Source organism: Candidatus Planktophila sp. (genome assembly GCF_040402315.1).
Lineage (GTDB): Bacteria > Actinomycetota > Actinomycetes > Nanopelagicales > Nanopelagicaceae > Planktophila.
Map to the genome: position 1 here is coordinate 1 of NZ_JBBAMU010000012.1, position 15,783 is coordinate 15,783.

The 15,783-nt window shown below is 48.0% G+C and carries 14 protein-coding genes and 1 tRNA gene; 7 read left to right on the forward strand and 8 right to left on the reverse strand.

From position 1 onward, the window contains the following. The first annotated feature begins 57 nt into the window (after window positions 1-57). Window positions 58-1,326, forward strand: a complete 1,269-nt coding sequence (locus AC9UEP_RS03320) for a dolichyl-phosphate-mannose--protein mannosyltransferase (protein WP_509543978.1) — start codon at window positions 58-60, stop codon at window positions 1,324-1,326. A 5-nt stretch (window positions 1,327-1,331) separates the two neighbouring features. Here the strand turns inward: AC9UEP_RS03320 and AC9UEP_RS03325 are convergent, their stop codons facing one another. Genes AC9UEP_RS03325 through AC9UEP_RS03335 form a run of 3 tightly spaced genes read right to left on the reverse strand, consistent with a single transcriptional unit; the run spans window position 1,332 to window position 3,674 of the window. Next, window positions 1,332-2,123 (reverse strand): SepX/GlpR family protein, encoded by a 792-nt coding sequence (locus AC9UEP_RS03325; protein ID WP_509543980.1) that lies wholly within the window; start codon window positions 2,121-2,123, stop codon window positions 1,332-1,334. A 54-nt stretch (window positions 2,124-2,177) separates the two neighbouring features. Next, entirely contained in the window at window positions 2,178-2,753 is a 576-nt protein-coding gene (locus tag AC9UEP_RS03330) for a GNAT family N-acetyltransferase (protein WP_509543981.1), read from the reverse strand. A 9-nt stretch (window positions 2,754-2,762) separates the two neighbouring features. Next, window positions 2,763-3,674, reverse strand: coding sequence for a molybdopterin-binding protein (locus tag AC9UEP_RS03335; protein ID WP_509543983.1), 912 nt, complete (start codon window positions 3,672-3,674; stop codon window positions 2,763-2,765). A gap of 45 nt (window positions 3,675-3,719) precedes the next feature. On the opposite strand from AC9UEP_RS03335, the gene AC9UEP_RS03340 reads away from it, so the two are divergent. After that, entirely contained in the window at window positions 3,720-4,268 is a 549-nt protein-coding gene (locus AC9UEP_RS03340; protein ID WP_509543985.1) for a 5-formyltetrahydrofolate cyclo-ligase, read from the forward strand. Here AC9UEP_RS03340 and AC9UEP_RS03345 read toward each other — a convergent pair whose 3' ends face one another. Genes AC9UEP_RS03345 through AC9UEP_RS03355 form a run of 3 tightly spaced genes read right to left on the reverse strand, consistent with a single transcriptional unit; the run spans window position 4,269 to window position 7,812 of the window. Next, complete coding sequence (locus tag AC9UEP_RS03345) at window positions 4,269-5,414, reverse strand: acyl-CoA dehydrogenase family protein (protein WP_509543987.1); 1,146 nt, start codon at window positions 5,412-5,414, stop codon at window positions 4,269-4,271. Continuing rightward, window positions 5,411-7,303: a bifunctional copper resistance protein CopD/cytochrome c oxidase assembly protein gene (locus AC9UEP_RS03350; protein ID WP_509543989.1), complete on the reverse strand. Its 1,893-nt coding sequence runs from the start codon at window positions 7,301-7,303 to the stop codon at window positions 5,411-5,413. Before AC9UEP_RS03350 ends, AC9UEP_RS03345 begins: the two co-directional genes overlap by 4 nt. After that, entirely contained in the window at window positions 7,300-7,812 is a 513-nt protein-coding gene (locus AC9UEP_RS03355) for a copper resistance CopC family protein (protein ID WP_509544023.1), read from the reverse strand. The genes AC9UEP_RS03350 and AC9UEP_RS03355 overlap by 4 nt, the downstream gene beginning before the upstream one ends. Window positions 7,813-7,922: 110 nt before the next feature. Between AC9UEP_RS03355 and AC9UEP_RS03360 the strand changes: the two genes are divergently transcribed. The 3 genes from AC9UEP_RS03360 to purU all read left to right on the forward strand — a co-directional run bounded on the left by AC9UEP_RS03360 (window position 7,923) and on the right by purU (window position 11,316). Beyond that, window positions 7,923-8,171 carry an FmdB family zinc ribbon protein gene (locus AC9UEP_RS03360; protein ID WP_509543991.1) on the forward strand — a complete coding sequence of 83 codons (249 nt, stop codon included), beginning with the start codon at window positions 7,923-7,925 and terminating at the stop codon, window positions 8,169-8,171. 180 nt (window positions 8,172-8,351) lie between these two features. After that, on the forward strand, window positions 8,352-10,457 hold the full coding sequence (locus tag AC9UEP_RS03365; RefSeq protein ID WP_509543993.1) for an MMPL family transporter: 2,106 nt from the start codon (window positions 8,352-8,354) through the stop codon (window positions 10,455-10,457). Between the two features lie 19 nt (window positions 10,458-10,476). Continuing rightward, complete coding sequence (gene purU, locus AC9UEP_RS03370) at window positions 10,477-11,316, forward strand: formyltetrahydrofolate deformylase (protein ID WP_509543994.1); 840 nt, start codon at window positions 10,477-10,479, stop codon at window positions 11,314-11,316. Window positions 11,317-11,327: 11 nt separating this feature from the next. Here purU and AC9UEP_RS03375 read toward each other — a convergent pair. Further along, window positions 11,328-11,400 (reverse strand) — tRNA-Arg (locus tag AC9UEP_RS03375). A 122-nt stretch (window positions 11,401-11,522) separates the two neighbouring features. Between AC9UEP_RS03375 and AC9UEP_RS03380 the strand changes: the two genes are divergently transcribed. Together AC9UEP_RS03380 and AC9UEP_RS03385 are read left to right on the forward strand one after the other, a co-directional pair. Next, window positions 11,523-12,749 carry a saccharopine dehydrogenase family protein gene (locus tag AC9UEP_RS03380; RefSeq protein WP_509543996.1) on the forward strand — a complete coding sequence of 409 codons (1,227 nt, stop codon included), beginning with the start codon at window positions 11,523-11,525 and terminating at the stop codon, window positions 12,747-12,749. Further along, complete coding sequence (locus tag AC9UEP_RS03385; protein ID WP_509543998.1) at window positions 12,750-13,514, forward strand: SDR family NAD(P)-dependent oxidoreductase; 765 nt, start codon at window positions 12,750-12,752, stop codon at window positions 13,512-13,514. It begins immediately after the preceding gene. Here AC9UEP_RS03385 and AC9UEP_RS03390 read toward each other — a convergent pair whose 3' ends face one another. Further along, window positions 13,515-15,674 (reverse strand): DEAD/DEAH box helicase, encoded by a 2,160-nt coding sequence (locus AC9UEP_RS03390; protein ID WP_509544000.1) that lies wholly within the window; start codon window positions 15,672-15,674, stop codon window positions 13,515-13,517. It abuts the gene before it with no gap. Window positions 15,675-15,783: the final 109 nt, after the last annotated feature.

Here is a 15,783-nt window from a genome sequence, read left to right on the forward strand (position 1 = left end):
CAGAGGAGTTGCAGCAAGAACTAGTGCCATATGCGAATACTCCCATATTCTCTGCGTATGATTGCAGCGATTGCTCCCATAGTAATTGCGCTTATCTCACTCGCACTTCGAGTGATGAATCTCGGTTCGATAAAGAGCTTCATATTTGATGAGGTCTACTACGTCGATGGTGCTCGAGATCTACTGAAATACGGGGTAGAAGTTTCTGGGACTCAGCCAGAATTTATTGTGCATCCCCCACTTGGCAAATGGATGATCGCCAGCGGAATTAAAGTCTTTGGTGATAATCCCTTTGGATGGAGGATTGCCACCGCCGTCGTTGGCTCACTACTAATTATTATTATTGCTCTCGTTGCACATAAGCTGTTGAGAAATTTGTTGCTAACTGGCCTCGCTAGTGCACTGATGGCACTAGATGGTTTGGCGCTGGTTCATTCGCGAACTTCACTTCTCGATAACTTTCTAACATTCTTTATTCTCCTTGCCACATATTTCTTCATTACAAAACAATATTGGTGGACCGGTCTGGCACTTGGATTGGCTCTTGCCACAAAATGGAGCGCTCTCTATTTCATTATTGCCTTTGGGCTGATCGCTTTCTATCGAGCTTTTTCACATCACACCGGAAAAAACTTGGTCAAGCCAACTGTGCAACGATTTCTACAGTTCGCTGTTATTCCCATTGTTGTCTATGTAACGTCATGGACAGGTTGGTTTGCCAGTAATCGCGGATGGGCTAGAGATCACTCGACAAATATTCTTAACTCATTCATTTACTACCACCAACAGATGTTGGGTTTTCATACCGGACTCACTGAAAAACATACCTACGAAGCCAATCCATGGAGTTGGTTAGTTATGGGCAGACCCACTTCGTTTTTCTATGATTCACCCAAGGGGTGCGGTGCGAGTTCATGTTCGCAAGAAGTAATCGCACTCGGCACACCACTCTTATGGTGGCTTGGTATTGCCGCGATTTCACTCATTATCGGACTCTGGGCACGTTCATTTTTTACCCGTCACTTCGATCCAGCAGTGACAATCATTATCACTGGATTAGCAGCTGGTTACTTACCCTGGTTCTTCTTTCAAGAACGGACAGTTTTTACCTTTTACGCAATTATCTTCCAGCCTTTTCTGATTTTGGCTCTTGTATTCGCAGTCCGCTCAATTCTCAGTAACTTTAAAAGAAGCGGTGAAGTGATTGTCGCAACCTTATTTACTCTGATTTTTCTCAACTTCGTCTACTTCCTGCCAATATATCTAGGTGAGGTAATTACCTACGATGCATGGCAGGCCAGAATGTGGTTTCCCAGCTGGATTTAATTACCTTATTCGTTTGCAGCGCGGATATCCCGAAGTTTCTGCACCGCTTCATCGGCTAGTTGCTGATCAAAAATCTCATCACGCGAAGGAGCAGCTGCTGCCAGCGCTTCGCGTTCTAATTGTTCCTGCTCATCTGTCCACTTGCCAGGCTCGGTGAGATCAATTAAGCGCTTTGGAGTGACTGCCTTCGGAGCATTCACATATGTGGGAACGGGAATCTCATTTGGTTGCCATTCAGAGCGTGATTGCGCCGTTCCTTTAGGTAGCACCGTCACACCAGTTAACTCGCGTTCGGCAAATGGGATCCAATGCTCTTTTGAGACGTGAACTTCTGTTGTCTTATTTGTTAATACCGCTGCAAGATTTGTGTGCGAGACACCTTCGGTTCGCTTGTGTAGCTGATCAACGCGACGTCGTAGAATCTGTGCTCTACCCGTTTGACGTCGCACGTGTGCGATGTATAGAACTAAGGTTGTTGCTGGAACAGCAATTGCGACATATGTGAATGTTTGCATGATTGCACCTACCGTCGTGAGTATGAATGTTACCGAAATGATGATAAAAATAATTCTGCGCCGCATAAGCTGCTGTGCAACTCGCCCAGCGCGATCAACATCTGTGTAAATTGCCCCAGTTCCAATTTGGGCACCTGGTGTAGCGCTAGCTACGACTCGTAGCGCGCTCTTATAACGTTCGACGCTTTTTCCAGAAAATTCATTTTTATTATGGACCCAACGGGGTAGAAAATAGGCAACCCACATCCCGATGATTGCCAAATAGATGATTCCCGAAGCCATGATGGATAAAGGTTAGAGGTGCACCCCCTTAACTCTGTGGATTTCGAGGGGGGTTTAATGGATTAATTCGTTAGTTTTAACAAAACATTTATGATCGCGCCAAGCTCCATCAATATGCAAAAAAGCCTTCTTAAATCCTTCGAATTCAAAGCCCGCTTTCTCAGCAACTCTGCATGAGGCGCTATTTTCAGGTCGTACATTGATTTCGATGCGGTGTAATCCAAGTTGGGTAAAACCGAATTCAGAGATGAGTTCTACCGCTTGGGTGGTAAATCCACGGTTGGCGAAGTTTTGATCAATCCAATAACCGATGTGCGCCCCACGCATGGCGCCGTAAATGACGCCCCCCATTGTTATTTGACCCACCAGATTCTCTTGATGCCAGATAAGAAACGAGTACGAACGACCAGCGCGCGCTTCACGTCTAAAGAGACTGACCATTTGGAAAAAGGTGGGGCGCACACTGGAGTCTTCATAGGACGGGCTACCAGAGGGAATATTTGGCAAGGTGGCTTCCCATGGATCTAGCCACTCGCGATTTTCTGCTCGTACCCGACTCCACTGCGATTTATCCCGGTATCGCATGGGGCGTAGTGTCACTTCGCTTCCGGAGAGCTTAGCTGGTTGCATTATCTGCCCTTAGATGTAGCGGCGTTCAAGCACAACTACAGTTACTGAATCTCCCACAGACAGATTGGTTTCACTCTCACTGATTGCAATTAGTGAATTCGCATCTGACAAGGTTGCTTGTTCATCCTGTGAGCTCAGTGGTGTGACAGATTTTCCGTCTTCACTTAATACAGCCCGCACATAAGAGCGAACTCCAATTGTCGAAGTGATTGCTTTTGCAAGTTTTGCCTTTAGCGATGGTCGGTGAATTGTTGCTGTTCCGAGCATGGTGCGAATCATGGGGCGCACCAGAAGCTCAAAAGAGATGTATGCCGCGATGGGATCTCCCGGCAGGGTAACTACCGGAGTCTTATCTGGACCGATAGTGCCATAGTTGTGTCGACCACTTGATTCGATTGAGAGTTCCACAGTCTTGATCTCACCAATTTTTTCAAGAGTTCTTGTAATGAGATCAAAAGAATCATCGTGGCGTTCACCACTGATGATGATAAGGTCAGCTCGTACTAGTTGATCTTCAATCACATCTTGCAGTTGGGATTCATCATCTGGGATTGAATGAACGCGGTATGCAACTGCGCCGACCTCACGTACGGCAGTGGTGAGCAGCCAAGAATTTGTTTCATACTCTTCATCTGCCTTAAGCGGAACTCCTGGTTCCACAAGATCGGGGCCGGCTGATATAACAACAACTCGTGGGTGTGGTCGTGTGGGTAAGTGATCAAGGCCGATCGATGCAGCTAATCCGATTTGGGTGGAACGGATGCGGCTGCCGGCTTTCATCACCAAGCGCTCACCGGCATAGATATCTTCGGCAAGGGTTGCATCGTGGGCGTCAAGAAGTGGCATATCAAATGGCTCGAGGGGGCGACAAAGTTCTAAGAGTGAAGCGAGAACTTCATCTACGCGCGCAGCTTCTGACATAATCACTAACCTTACTTGCACTGCACTAATTTCTAGGGGATTTCCATGGGTATCAGCGAAGAAAAGGCCGACCTTCGTACTCGATACCGTCGCGAGCGAAGTGAACGTTACCTAGAACACTCTTTCGAACATCTTGCTGACATAGCTGAAATTGCGAAAGCGACAAAAATTGCGAGCTACATCTCATATGCAGATGAACCCGACACAAGAGCCCTGAATCTGGAACTGATTAATCAAGGAAAAATTCTGCTTCTTCCTCAAATAAAAGGGAGCAATCTTGAGTGGGTGCGTTGGGATGGCGATGAAAGTCAGATTTCAAAGGCTAAGAAAATTGCGGAGCCGATAGGACAGGCAGATACCGAACTTGGCGATGTCGAGGTCATTGTCGTGCCCGCTCTAAGAATTGATCGCAGTGGATATCGCCTTGGACAAGGTGGCGGGTATTACGACAAGGCGCTCCCACAATTTTCTGCCTTTTCAATCGGGCTTATTCATCCTGATGAAATTTCTAGTGAAGATCTACCACGCGAGGAGTGGGATATCCCGCTTCATGCCGCAGCATCTCCAAATGTAGTTATCCGCTTTCAGCGATAGCTAGGGAAGATTTCGAGCAATCACAATTCGCTGAATCTGATTAGTACCTTCATAAATCTGGGTGAGCTTGGCATCTCGCATCATGCGTTCGACCGGATAGTCAGAGACATAGCCGTAACCACCAAGAATCTGCACTGCATCTGTCGTTACCTTCATAGCGGTATCGGTGGCATAGGTTTTACTTGCGGCAGAGAAGAAACGTAAATCTTTATCACCACGTTCACTCTTGGCAGCAGCCGCGTAGGTGAGTTGTCTGGCAGATTCGATACCGATAGCCATATCTGCCAACATGAATTGCACGCCTTGAAAGTCGAAAATCTCTTTTCCGAATTGTTTTCTCTCATGGGAATACTTCTTCGCCACATCAAAGGCGCCCTGCGCTAAACCGAGGGCTTGGGCTGCAATAGTAATTCGAGTGTGATCCAAGGTGTCCATAGCAAGTGAAAATCCCTTGCCCACTTCACTGATGCGGCGATCATCACCAATTTCTACCCTATCGAAATACACCTCGCGCGTGGGCGAACCGCGAAAGCCCATCTTCTTCTCGGGTGCCCCAAATGAAACTCCAGCATCAGATTTTTCGATGACAAATGCTGTTATTCCCTTTGCGCCAAGTGATGGATCAGTTTGTGCGATGACTGTATAGAACTCAGATTCACCTGCGTTAGAAATCCACTTCTTGCTTCCATTAATAACCCAACCATCGCCTTTGCGCACTGCCGTTGTCTTTAGCGCTGATGCATCAGAACCTGCCTCAGATTCTGAAAGACAGTAGGAGAAACCTTTTCCTTGAGCCAGCGGGCGTAACCAACGCTCTTTCTGTTCTTTACTTCCCCCAAGAATTAGAGGAAGTGATCCCAATTTATTCACAGCCGGAATAAGGGATGACGAACCACATGCTCGAGCTACTTCTTCAATGATGATGCAGGTGGCAAGCGCGTCTGCACCATCGCCACCATTGTCAGTTGGAACATGGGCGGCAAAGAGAGCAGATTTCACGAGTGCGTTATGTGCTTCTTGCGGATATCGATGCTCTTCATCAACAGCGCGCGCAAAAGGTGCAATCTCTTTTTCAGCCAGCGCACTCACGCTCTGGCGCAGATCGTTGTACTCAGCAGGGAGTGTGAAGATATTTTCTAGACTCATTGCTGACCTTCTCTCTCGCTACGGCGCTGTAATTTACCAAGATAATTATTGTATTGCGCCAAGTCATCTGGTTCACCCATGGCCGCCATGCGGGCTTCATTGCGATCTATCCGCTTAGTTTCGCGCGAATCATCGCGCATCCATTGGATAAAGGTTGCGGTGATGGCAAGAAGTACTGGTATTTCACCCATTGCCCATGCTACTGAGCCAGCCGCATGTTGGTCAGCTAATAAGTCTGTCACCCATGGGGTCGCAATTGATTTGTAGTAACCGCCATCAATCAAGGTAGATGTTGCTAGTAATGAGATGGCAAAGAAGGCGTGAATGCTCATTGCGGCAAATAAAATAACGATGCGAACCACGTGTGGAACCTTGCGCGGATTTGGGTCAATTCCAATAATTACACTAAAGAAGAGATAGCCAGCAAGTAAGAAGTGCACATTCATAAAGAAGTGACCGGTGTGGTTCTGCATGAGATCGCCAAAGAGATTGGTGAAATAGAGAACGAAAAGAGAACCGTCAAACAAGGCAAGTGCGACGAGTGGGTTCGTGATTATGACCGAATACCTAGAATGCAGCGCTGCCAGCAGTGATCCGCGAACACCGCGTTCCTCGGGAGTGCGACCCTGCGGAAGTGTGCGCAGTGCAAGCGTAAGTGGTGCACCCAGTACCAAACCAATCGGGGCGAGCATTCCTAGAATCATGTGAGCAATCATGTGATACTGAAAAGAGAAGAGCGCGTAAACGCCCAAGCCGCCACTTGTTGCAAAATCAATTGCTGCAATACCGAGTGCAAAAGAAACTGTTCTACCAACCGGCCAAGCATCTCCACGTTTTTTCAAGATAACTACGCCTTTTATATAGAGTGCAACCAAAGTAATTAGAATGGCGATCATCAGTGCATCTGGATCATAAACAGTGAGAATGCGTGCGAAGTTTGGCGCAGCCGGTGCCGGGAAACCTACAATTGCAACTGCAGGGCTGTCAGCAACTTCAGCACCCACCGGTGGCTCTGTCTTAGAGAGCCAACTACCAAGAGTAACTATCACTGCCATAAGCAGAACTTCATAGACAATCACTCGAGTCAGTAGCGACCAACCGGTTTGCACACCCTGTGCAAGTTTGCGTCGGTTTCGATAGCCGATGAAGATTAAGAGCGTAGTGAGCAATGCTTTTGCAATAACAATGCGGGCATAGGAAGTTGACCAGGCCTGTGCAAAATCTAACCGCGACCACGCATTTGTGACCCCACTGATAACAACGGCTATTGCTGCCCATAGCGCTAGTTGGCTAAAACGAGGCAGAGCGATTCTTCGATCAGCATCTGCAAGTAGCGCAATTGCACAGAGGCCTCCCACCCACAGAGACAGTGCAATCACGTGCACTACAAGGGAACCAATTGCCAGCGCGTGAGAACCTGCAGCTGCTGCATGACTTTGAAATACTGGTGCAACTAGACCCACCAGAGTGATTGCTAGAAAGAGTATTGATTGCAGTGCGGTGGTGATAAAGCTGAGCCCAATCAGCACGATTGCAGCGGCAATAGTTTGGGCGAAGAGGAATCTTCCCAGATCTACCTGAGTGATAAATGAGCGAAAGGTTGTGGGTTCAAGTGCTGCACCGAGGGAAGAGTCAAGAATATTTGCCAGGGTGATTGTTATTTCCAGGAAACTTGTAAGCAGCCAGATACCTGCAGCGGATAAGCCAAACTTTCGTAATTTGCCGGCCGAGCTCTGTAATTTACCGCCGTGTTCAATCAGCAAAAAACCAAAGGAGAGAAGCACGCCAACCAAAACGCAAGCCGAGAGTATGAGTAAAGACTTATTGACTGTCCCAAAAGTGCTGATGAGAGAACTTGCCTGAGTCAGATCTGCTGACAGAAAATTCATCGCTCCCTATAAATCTTTCGAGCATATCGTGCAAGTGCGAAGGTGACGACGAGCGCTGCAAGTAAGAGTCCAAGGACAAAGGTTGTTGTACCCACATTATTTCCCGAAGGTGTCGCTGACTGTGTTGGTATTGGTTGTGGCTCAACTGGCACAACTACAGTTGGCTCTGCAAAGTTAAAGGTGAACTTTCCAACTAGTGGAATATCATTTTCTGCCAACAGTGAATAGTTGACTGTATAAATTCCTGTCTTAACAAGTTGCTTGAGGCCAACTACGGCGCTGACTCCATCAATTGTCAGCGCGCCATCATCAACTCGAGCACCTGATGGATCAGTCACTGTGACTTCGTTGCCAGCATCCATAAGGGCAACTTCTGCCGTGATTGTTACAGCGCTAGGTGCACTCTCCAGTGATGCACCTGCGACCGGAGTTGTTGCGACCAGAGTGTTAGCGAATACCGTTTGCGGGTTCAGTAAAAGTATCCCGGCAATAAGTGCGATTGCTCTCATTCGCTTCACTGCTTAAATCTCCCCTGCGCTCGTGAATCCCGTGGATTCGCGCCTATCGTCTCACTTCTTTAGACTTAGGCATAGACACCCCTCTTGAGAGAGATTACACATTGCCTACTTATCAATACTTGTGCAACGCCTGCGACCATCCCTTCGAGGCGTTCCAGAGTTTTTCGGAAGAACCACTAACCGAGTGCCCTGAGTGCAAGGGTGAAGTTCGCAAGGTCTATTCATCTGTTGGTGTTGTTTTCAAAGGATCTGGTTTCTATAAGACTGATTCGGTAGCAAAGCCTGCAACTGCAACTGAATCAAAGCCGGCAGCTGTAACTGAATCAAAACCTGCAGCTGCAACTGAATAACTACTCGTCATGATGTGGGGGTTTATCCCCTCTAATTTCTTCCTCACGCTTGCGATCTTCCTTCTGGTCTTCATTCGGGTCGCGTTCATCTTCGGTTGTAATCGGAAACACATCACTCATGTGCGAGAACACCTGTGACTAAATTCGAATTTCATAATCGAATCCTACATACTTATGACCATGTTTGAGAGCCTTGGGCACTTGCTTGTCCGCCGGAAAAAAGCGGCGCTAGCCCTCTTTATCATCGGAATAATTTTTTCAGGTGTTTTTGGCTCACTCATCTTTAGCCGCCTTGATGCTGGCGGGTATTCAGATCCAAATAGCGATTCTTACAAAGTCTATGAATACCTACGAGATGACTTAAAAATTAACGATCCCTCTGTAGTCGTTGTAGTTGATGCCGGGCGCAGAGATGTGACTAGTCCAAATGTTGTGCAAGAGGCAAAATCGCTAGAGGCCAAGATAGCCAGCGAAGTGGGCGTTACTAAGACTCTTTCCTACTGGAGCTCAGGTGGGGAAGCGACACTGTTATCTAAAGACGGTCGAGCTGCCTACATATTAATTTATGGTGAAGCAGATGCATTTTCACCCGAGAGTCAAAAACTCGGCGCAATTTTCCAGGATAAGTACGAAGGCAAATATGGAAGCTTTACTTTATATCCAGGCGGAGTTGCTGTCGTAGGAAATGCAATCTCGGAAAAAATCGCTGCAGATTTGAAGATTGCCGAGATCGTATCTATTCCACTGACATTTATTCTCCTTGCCTTCGTCTTCGGCGCCCTTGCCGCATCTGCCATGCCACTTATTGTTGGTGTAGCTGCAATTATCGGGGCCTTTTTTATTCTCTACCTGATCTCACTCTTCACAAATGTCAGCGTCTACGCGCTGAACCTAACAACCGGTATGGGTCTTGGCCTCGGTATTGATTACGCGCTCTTAATGGTCAACCGCTTCCGCGAAGAAATTCACCACGGCAGGAGCGTGCAAGATTCGATTGTCACCACCATGGCAACCGCGGGTAAAACAGTTTTTTATTCAGGGCTCACTGTTTTAGTCACTATGGTTTCACTTACCTTCTTCCCGCTTCCTTTCCTGAAATCTTTTGGTTACGCGGGAGTTTCGGTAGTTGCCCTGGCAGTCGTTGGCGCACTGTGTGGACTTCCACCAATCATGGCTCTCTTAGGTACAAGAATTGATAAAGGAGTAATCCGTAAATCCTCCATTACTCCTAAGGAAGATGGCCGCTGGGCGCAGACCGCTAGATTTGTGATGAAACGCCCAACAGCGGTAGTCATACTTTCGTTGGTGATTCTAGGAATTCTCACCGCGCCAGTGCAAAATATTAAATTTGCACAAGGTGATTCACGCATGCTGCCAGCATCAAATCCGGCAGCGATTGCAACGGCGCTGCAAGCTGATCGATTTGCCGGACAGACAAATAATCCGGTAGAGATCATTATCTTTGATGGCGCCGGCAAAACTCTTGAAATTAGCGAATACTCACAAGAGATTGCCACTGTCTCTGGAATCGTGGCAGTCCAGCCACCGCAAGTAATTGGCACGGATATTCGCCTTGTGGCATTTCACTCGATGTTGCCACGAACTCCTGATGCCCAGAAGTTGATTCACGATATCCGTGATCTCAAGGCACCTGTTGGAACTTTAGTTGGTGGAGTTGCAGCTGACTACACAGATTCACAAGACGGTATTTCCAAAACATTGCCATGGGCACTGGGTTGGATTGCACTCAGTGTCTTCATATTGATTTTCGTCTTTACCGGGTCCATCATCCTTCCCATCAAGGCGGTACTACTTAATGTGCTTTCGCTGGCAGCAACAATGGGTGTCCTCACCTGGGTCTTCATTGACGGTCATCTGCAATGGCTGGTCGGCTCATTTACTCTCACTGGAACACTTGATACATCTATTGTTATTTTAATTGCGGTCGTAGTCTTTGGTCTCTCTATGGACTATGAGCTCTTCTTGCTCTCTCGCATCCGAGAAGAACATCTAGCCGGCAAATCTAATATTGAAGCTGTTGCCGTTGGTCTTCAAAGATCTGCTCGCATTATTACCGCCGCCGCAGTACTCCTTGCCGTGGTCTTCGCCGCCTTCATCACAAGTGGCGTCACATCGATTAAATCAATGGGATTTGGTGTGGCACTGGCGGTAATTCTTGATGCCACTATCGTTCGCGCCCTATTGGTGCCTGCGTTAATGCGCCTATTTGGAGAACGCAACTGGTGGGCGCCAAAGTGGATGCAGCGATTTACTATTACGCACTAGTTACCTTTACCCTTGGGCTATGGATCTCATAGCTTCCCTGCAATGTGCAGACCAGCCAGGAATCGTGCATGCGATGACTTCAGCTGTGCTGAACTGCGGTGGAAATATCATTGAGAATCAACAATTCACAGATAACAACACAAATACTTTTGTTATGCGCACTCGCTTTGAAACATCGCAAGGCCTAAATGCCGCACAGAAGAGTTTGACTGAAGAGCTAGGAGAATTCTCCCCCTCACTCCATGTCAGGCCAACAGATGAAAAGCCGCGCGCACTTATTCTTGTCACTAAAGAGAGCCACTGTCTCAGAGATTTGATGTATCTACTTGAACTAGGCGAACTTCCTATTCAAGTCCCACTAGTGATCTCTAACCGAGAAGATTTGCAGTCACTGGTTGAATCACACGGGATTCCCTTCTTATATCTGCCAGTCACCGCAGCCTCAAAGGTAGAACAAGAAAAGGTGATGCTAGCCAAGATTGCCGAACTCAAAATCGATTTTGTGGTCCTAGCTAGATATATGCAGATACTCTCAAAGGAATTCTGTGTAGCTATGCCAGGAAAGATTATTAATATTCATCACTCATTCTTACCTGGCTTTAAAGGTGCTAAGCCTTATCACCAGGCTCATGATCGTGGCGTGAAGATCATTGGCGCCACCGCCCACTTTGTTACCTCTGATTTAGATGAGGGGCCAATCATTGAACAAGATGTGGCACACGTAAATCACGCTGCTACACCGGAAGAGATGATTGCTCGTGGCCGCGATATTGAACGTCGCGTTCTTGCGCGAGCAGTTAAGTTATTCGCCGAAGATCGAATCTTTATCGTCGGTCAGCGCACAGTAATATTTTCCTAAGATCTAATTTGTGTCCCCGGCGGGAGTTGAACCTGCGACCTACCGCTTAGGAGGCGGTTGCTCTATCCACTGAGCTACGGGGACGTGGGCACCATCACGTATGGAAGATGCTTGGCAAAGGTTATCGGTAGAGATAACCTTCCCTGAACACGGGTAATACCCACACGCATATCAATGTGCGAATTAACAAGCATGAGAGGCCACCCATGAAAGTGCTCGTTATCGGCGCAGGCGGAGTTGGCAGTGCAATAGCAAATATTGCAGCGCGTAGACCCTTTATTACATCCATGGTCATTGCAGATTACGCTCTCGCGCGGGCCCAAGCAGCTGTAGCAAAAGTAAATGATCCCAGGTTTTCGGCGCAAGAAGTCGATGCCTCTGATGTGAATAACATCCGTGCCCTGATTCGCAAAGCAACTCCCGACATTGTTATCAACGCGGTAGACCCACGATTTGTTATGCCAATCTTTCTTGCCTGCGAAGAAGAAGGCGTGCATTACCTGGATATGGCGATGTCGCTATCAATTGCACATCCCACTGACCCAACTAATAAACCTGGAATCAAATTAGGTGATGAGCAATTTGCTCGCCAAAAGATATGGAGCGATAAAGGAATCTACGCTGTTGTTGGTATGGGCATCGAGCCAGGCATGAGCGATGTCTTTGCGCGCTATGCCCAAGATGAACTCTTCTCACGTATTGATTACTTAGCGGTGATGGATGGTTCGAACCTGACTGTCGATGGTTATGACTTCGCGCCATCGTTTTCTATCTGGACCACAATCGAGGAATGCCTTAATCCTCCGCTGATTTATGAAGAAGGTCGTGGTTGGTATACAACTGAGCCATTTAGTGAAATCGAAACCTTTGATTTTCCAGATGGGATTGGCCCGGTTGAATGTGTCAATGTCGAGCATGAAGAAGTTGTACTCATTCCCCAGAAAGTGAAAGCTAAGCAGGTGCGCTTTAAGTACGGCCTTGGTGCGCAATTTATCGAGACTCTCAAAACCATTCACACCCTTGGCCTTGATAAGAAAGAAAAGGTGAAGGTGGGAAGTGTGGAAGTCTCACCACGCGACTTACTGGCCGCACTCTTGCCTGATCCGGCAACTATCGGTGATCGCATGCATGGCAAAACTTGTGCAGGAACGCTAGTAAAAGGTTTGGGTAAGGATGGATTACCAAAGGCTGTCTATATCTATAACGTCGTTGATAACGAGTGGTCGATGAAGAACTACGGCAATCAGGCTGTGGTGTGGCAGACCGCGATTAATCCCATGATTGCCCTCGAGCTTATTGCAAACGGGCAATGGAAGCCGGAAGGAATTTCTGGCCCAGAGTGGTTTGCCGCACAACCATTCCTTGATTTAATTAAGGAGTACGGCTCTTCCTGGCACATTCGCGATGAAGATACACAGGGAATAGTTATTTAAATGGCGCAATGGGCTCTTGTGACAGGTGCAACTGTAGGAATTGGTGAAAGCTTTACGCGTTTACTTGCATCCAAGGGTTACAACATCGCACTCGTTGCTCGTGATGAAGTCCGGCTACACGAACGTGCTGCTGGATTACGTGAGAAGTATGGAATTCAGACATTTGTTCTGCCCGCAGATCTAGCCACAAAAGGTGGGGTGAAGTTAGTTGAGAAGTACATCCAGAGCTATGAGATAGAAGTACTGATTAATAACGCTGGTTTTGCAATCAATAAAGTCTTTACGGCAAGTGACTTAGGCGATGAACAAGATTTGCTCAATGTTTTGGTGCGCACTCCCATGCGTTTGATGCATGTGATCTTGCCTGGGATGAAAGAGCGTAAATCTGGCACGATTATTAATGTGTCATCTGTTGCTGGTTTTATTGCCGGTGGCACATATAGCGCTGCTAAGTCATATCTAACGGTGCTCTCGGAATCACTTAGCGCAGACTTAAAGGGCAGCGGAGTAAAGGTTTCCGCCCTCTGCCCGGGATTTACTCGCACCGAATTTCATAAGCGTGCACGAATGAAGATGAAGGGACTGCCAAGCTTCATGTGGCTTAACGCCGATAAATTAGTGGCGCAGTCTTGGAAAGATGCTCAAGCAAATAAGCCGGTCAGTATTCCGGGATGGCAGTACAAATTACTTATGGCAATTATTTCAATTACACCAAGGGGTCTTATCCGCCGAGTTCGACTCGATGAAGGAAAGACGAAGCGTTAGTTAGCGACCGCGACGGCTATTGCCACCGCGATATCCACCACTGCTGCCACCGCGGCGATTTCCGCCACCTGAACGTGATCCACTTTGTGGGCTCTTACGTTCAACGATAGGTGGAATATAAGGAACTCCGGTTGGCTCTTGTGCTCCAGTAAGGACCATGAGCTTTTCATCAAGCGGGCGAACATCATGGAACTTCGGTGTCACACCTGCGCGGGTGAGAAGTCCTGATACTGCTCGTGAATTCTTTGATGAGGAAAGAGTGACGACAGTTCCTGATTCACCAGCGCGAGCTGTACGACCGGAACGGTGCAAGTAATCCTTGTGATCTTGTGGAAGATCTACGTGAACAACAAGTGAGATTCCATCAACGTGAATACCACGTGCTGCGACATCTGTTGCAACGAGCGCTGAATTCTCTTGCTCCTTAAAGAGGGCAAGGGTACGAGTACGCACCGCTTGCGACTTTCCGCCGTGCAGTGCGCCAACTGGGACTCCTGCGTTAGCAAGCTTGTCCGCTAAACGATCTGCGCCACGTTGTGTCTTAACGAAAAGAATTGTCTTTCCGTTACGCGCCGCAATCTGGGATGTGATGTCATCTTTATCGCCAGGGTGCATCTGGAGGACATGGTGTTCCATAGTTGAAACCGAAGCACGGTCATTTTGCAATGAGTGTGTCTTTGGATTCTTTAGGTACTGCTTAACAAGTGAATCCACACCGCGATCAAGGGTTGCTGAGAAGAGCAGACGCTGCCCACCGAGATGTGCTTGATCAAGAATTTCCTTCACAACCGGCAAGAACCCCATATCTGCCATCTGATCAGCTTCATCGAGAACTGTGATTTGAAGTTGATCAAGCTGAACTTCATTCTTATTAAGTAAGTCAATCAGGCGACCTGGTGTTGCCACCAAGATTGCGGTTGCTTTGCGCATGGCAGTGATCTGCTTTGCATATGGCATTCCGCCAGCGATAACTACAGATTCGTGGCCAACAGCGCGTGCTAGTGGACGAAGTACTTCATCAATTTGCTGCGCGAGTTCGCGGGTAGGAGTCAGGATCAGTGCCAGTGGCTTATGTGGGCGCGCAACCTTGTCGCTGATATTTGTCAGTAGGGCAAGGCTAAAAGCTAGAGTTTTTCCAGAACCAGTTTGTCCGCGTCCTAAGATGTCATGGCCAGCTAGTGCATCTGGAAGTGTTGCAATCTGAATTGGAAATGGATGCATAATTCCTTGGGCGCTTAAAGCATTGGAAAGCGCCGGTGCGATTCCTAGATCACGGAAGGTAGTTGTTACCTCTGTAAGTGGTGTCGCCTCTACCAAGTTGGCATCAGCTAAATTTACTGAAATGTAATTATCATCTGCGCCGAAATCAGTTGCTGCATTTGAATGAGTCTTTGATGCACGACGATCATCACGGGCATAGGCTGGTGAATCATTACGGCGGTCGCGAGCTGGACGCTGTGAAGTCTCTGTGTCACGAGCTGGTGCCGCGCTACGTGATGATGCACTGCGTGTTGCTGCACCACGTGGCGCACTTGGATTAAATTTTTCGCGCTTCTGTGGAATAAAGTTTGGGCGACCATCATCAGAGCGTGCAATCTTTGCCTTCACTGCCTCGCGACGATTTGTTGGACGGGTATCTGACTGCGTTGGACGCTCTGGACGATCTGGGCGGAATGGACGTGATGCGCGCTCTGCCCGATCTTCGACAAACTTTGCCGCACGTGAGACTGGCTTTGCTGAACGCGATGTAGCTTCAGCACGCTTTGGAGCAGAACCTTTAAATGCTTTTGCTGGTTTTCCGAATGTGCGCTCTTCCCGACTCTGCTTCGGATTACCTTTTGGTGCACCTTCAATATCTTTTGACTTTGAAGCTGTGCGCTCTTGAAAACGTTGTGCGCGTAGCTTTGAACGATCAGCTAAACGAACGTCCTTCTTAGTGACAACTTCGCGATCTGAATAACGTTGTGTAGCTGCCTTCTTGGCAATAGTTGACTTGGCTACTACCGGCTTTGATTCCGCGCTGCGCTTGGCAGTTCCGCGAGCAGCAGGCTTAGCAACTACGGTCTTACGCGCAGCCTTCTGGGCGCTTGTGTGGCGGGGCTTGCCTTTTGCGGCGCGACGAGCTTTGCCGGGGGCAGCGGTACGTGTTTGTAGAGACATGAAAATAGATACCAATCGAGACGACAAGCGCGTCTCGGTTAGATCGGCCAGCTAGTTGAACTAGGGCCATCAGGGTCTTGATAAGACTCGCAAGTAAGTGGCCATCTGG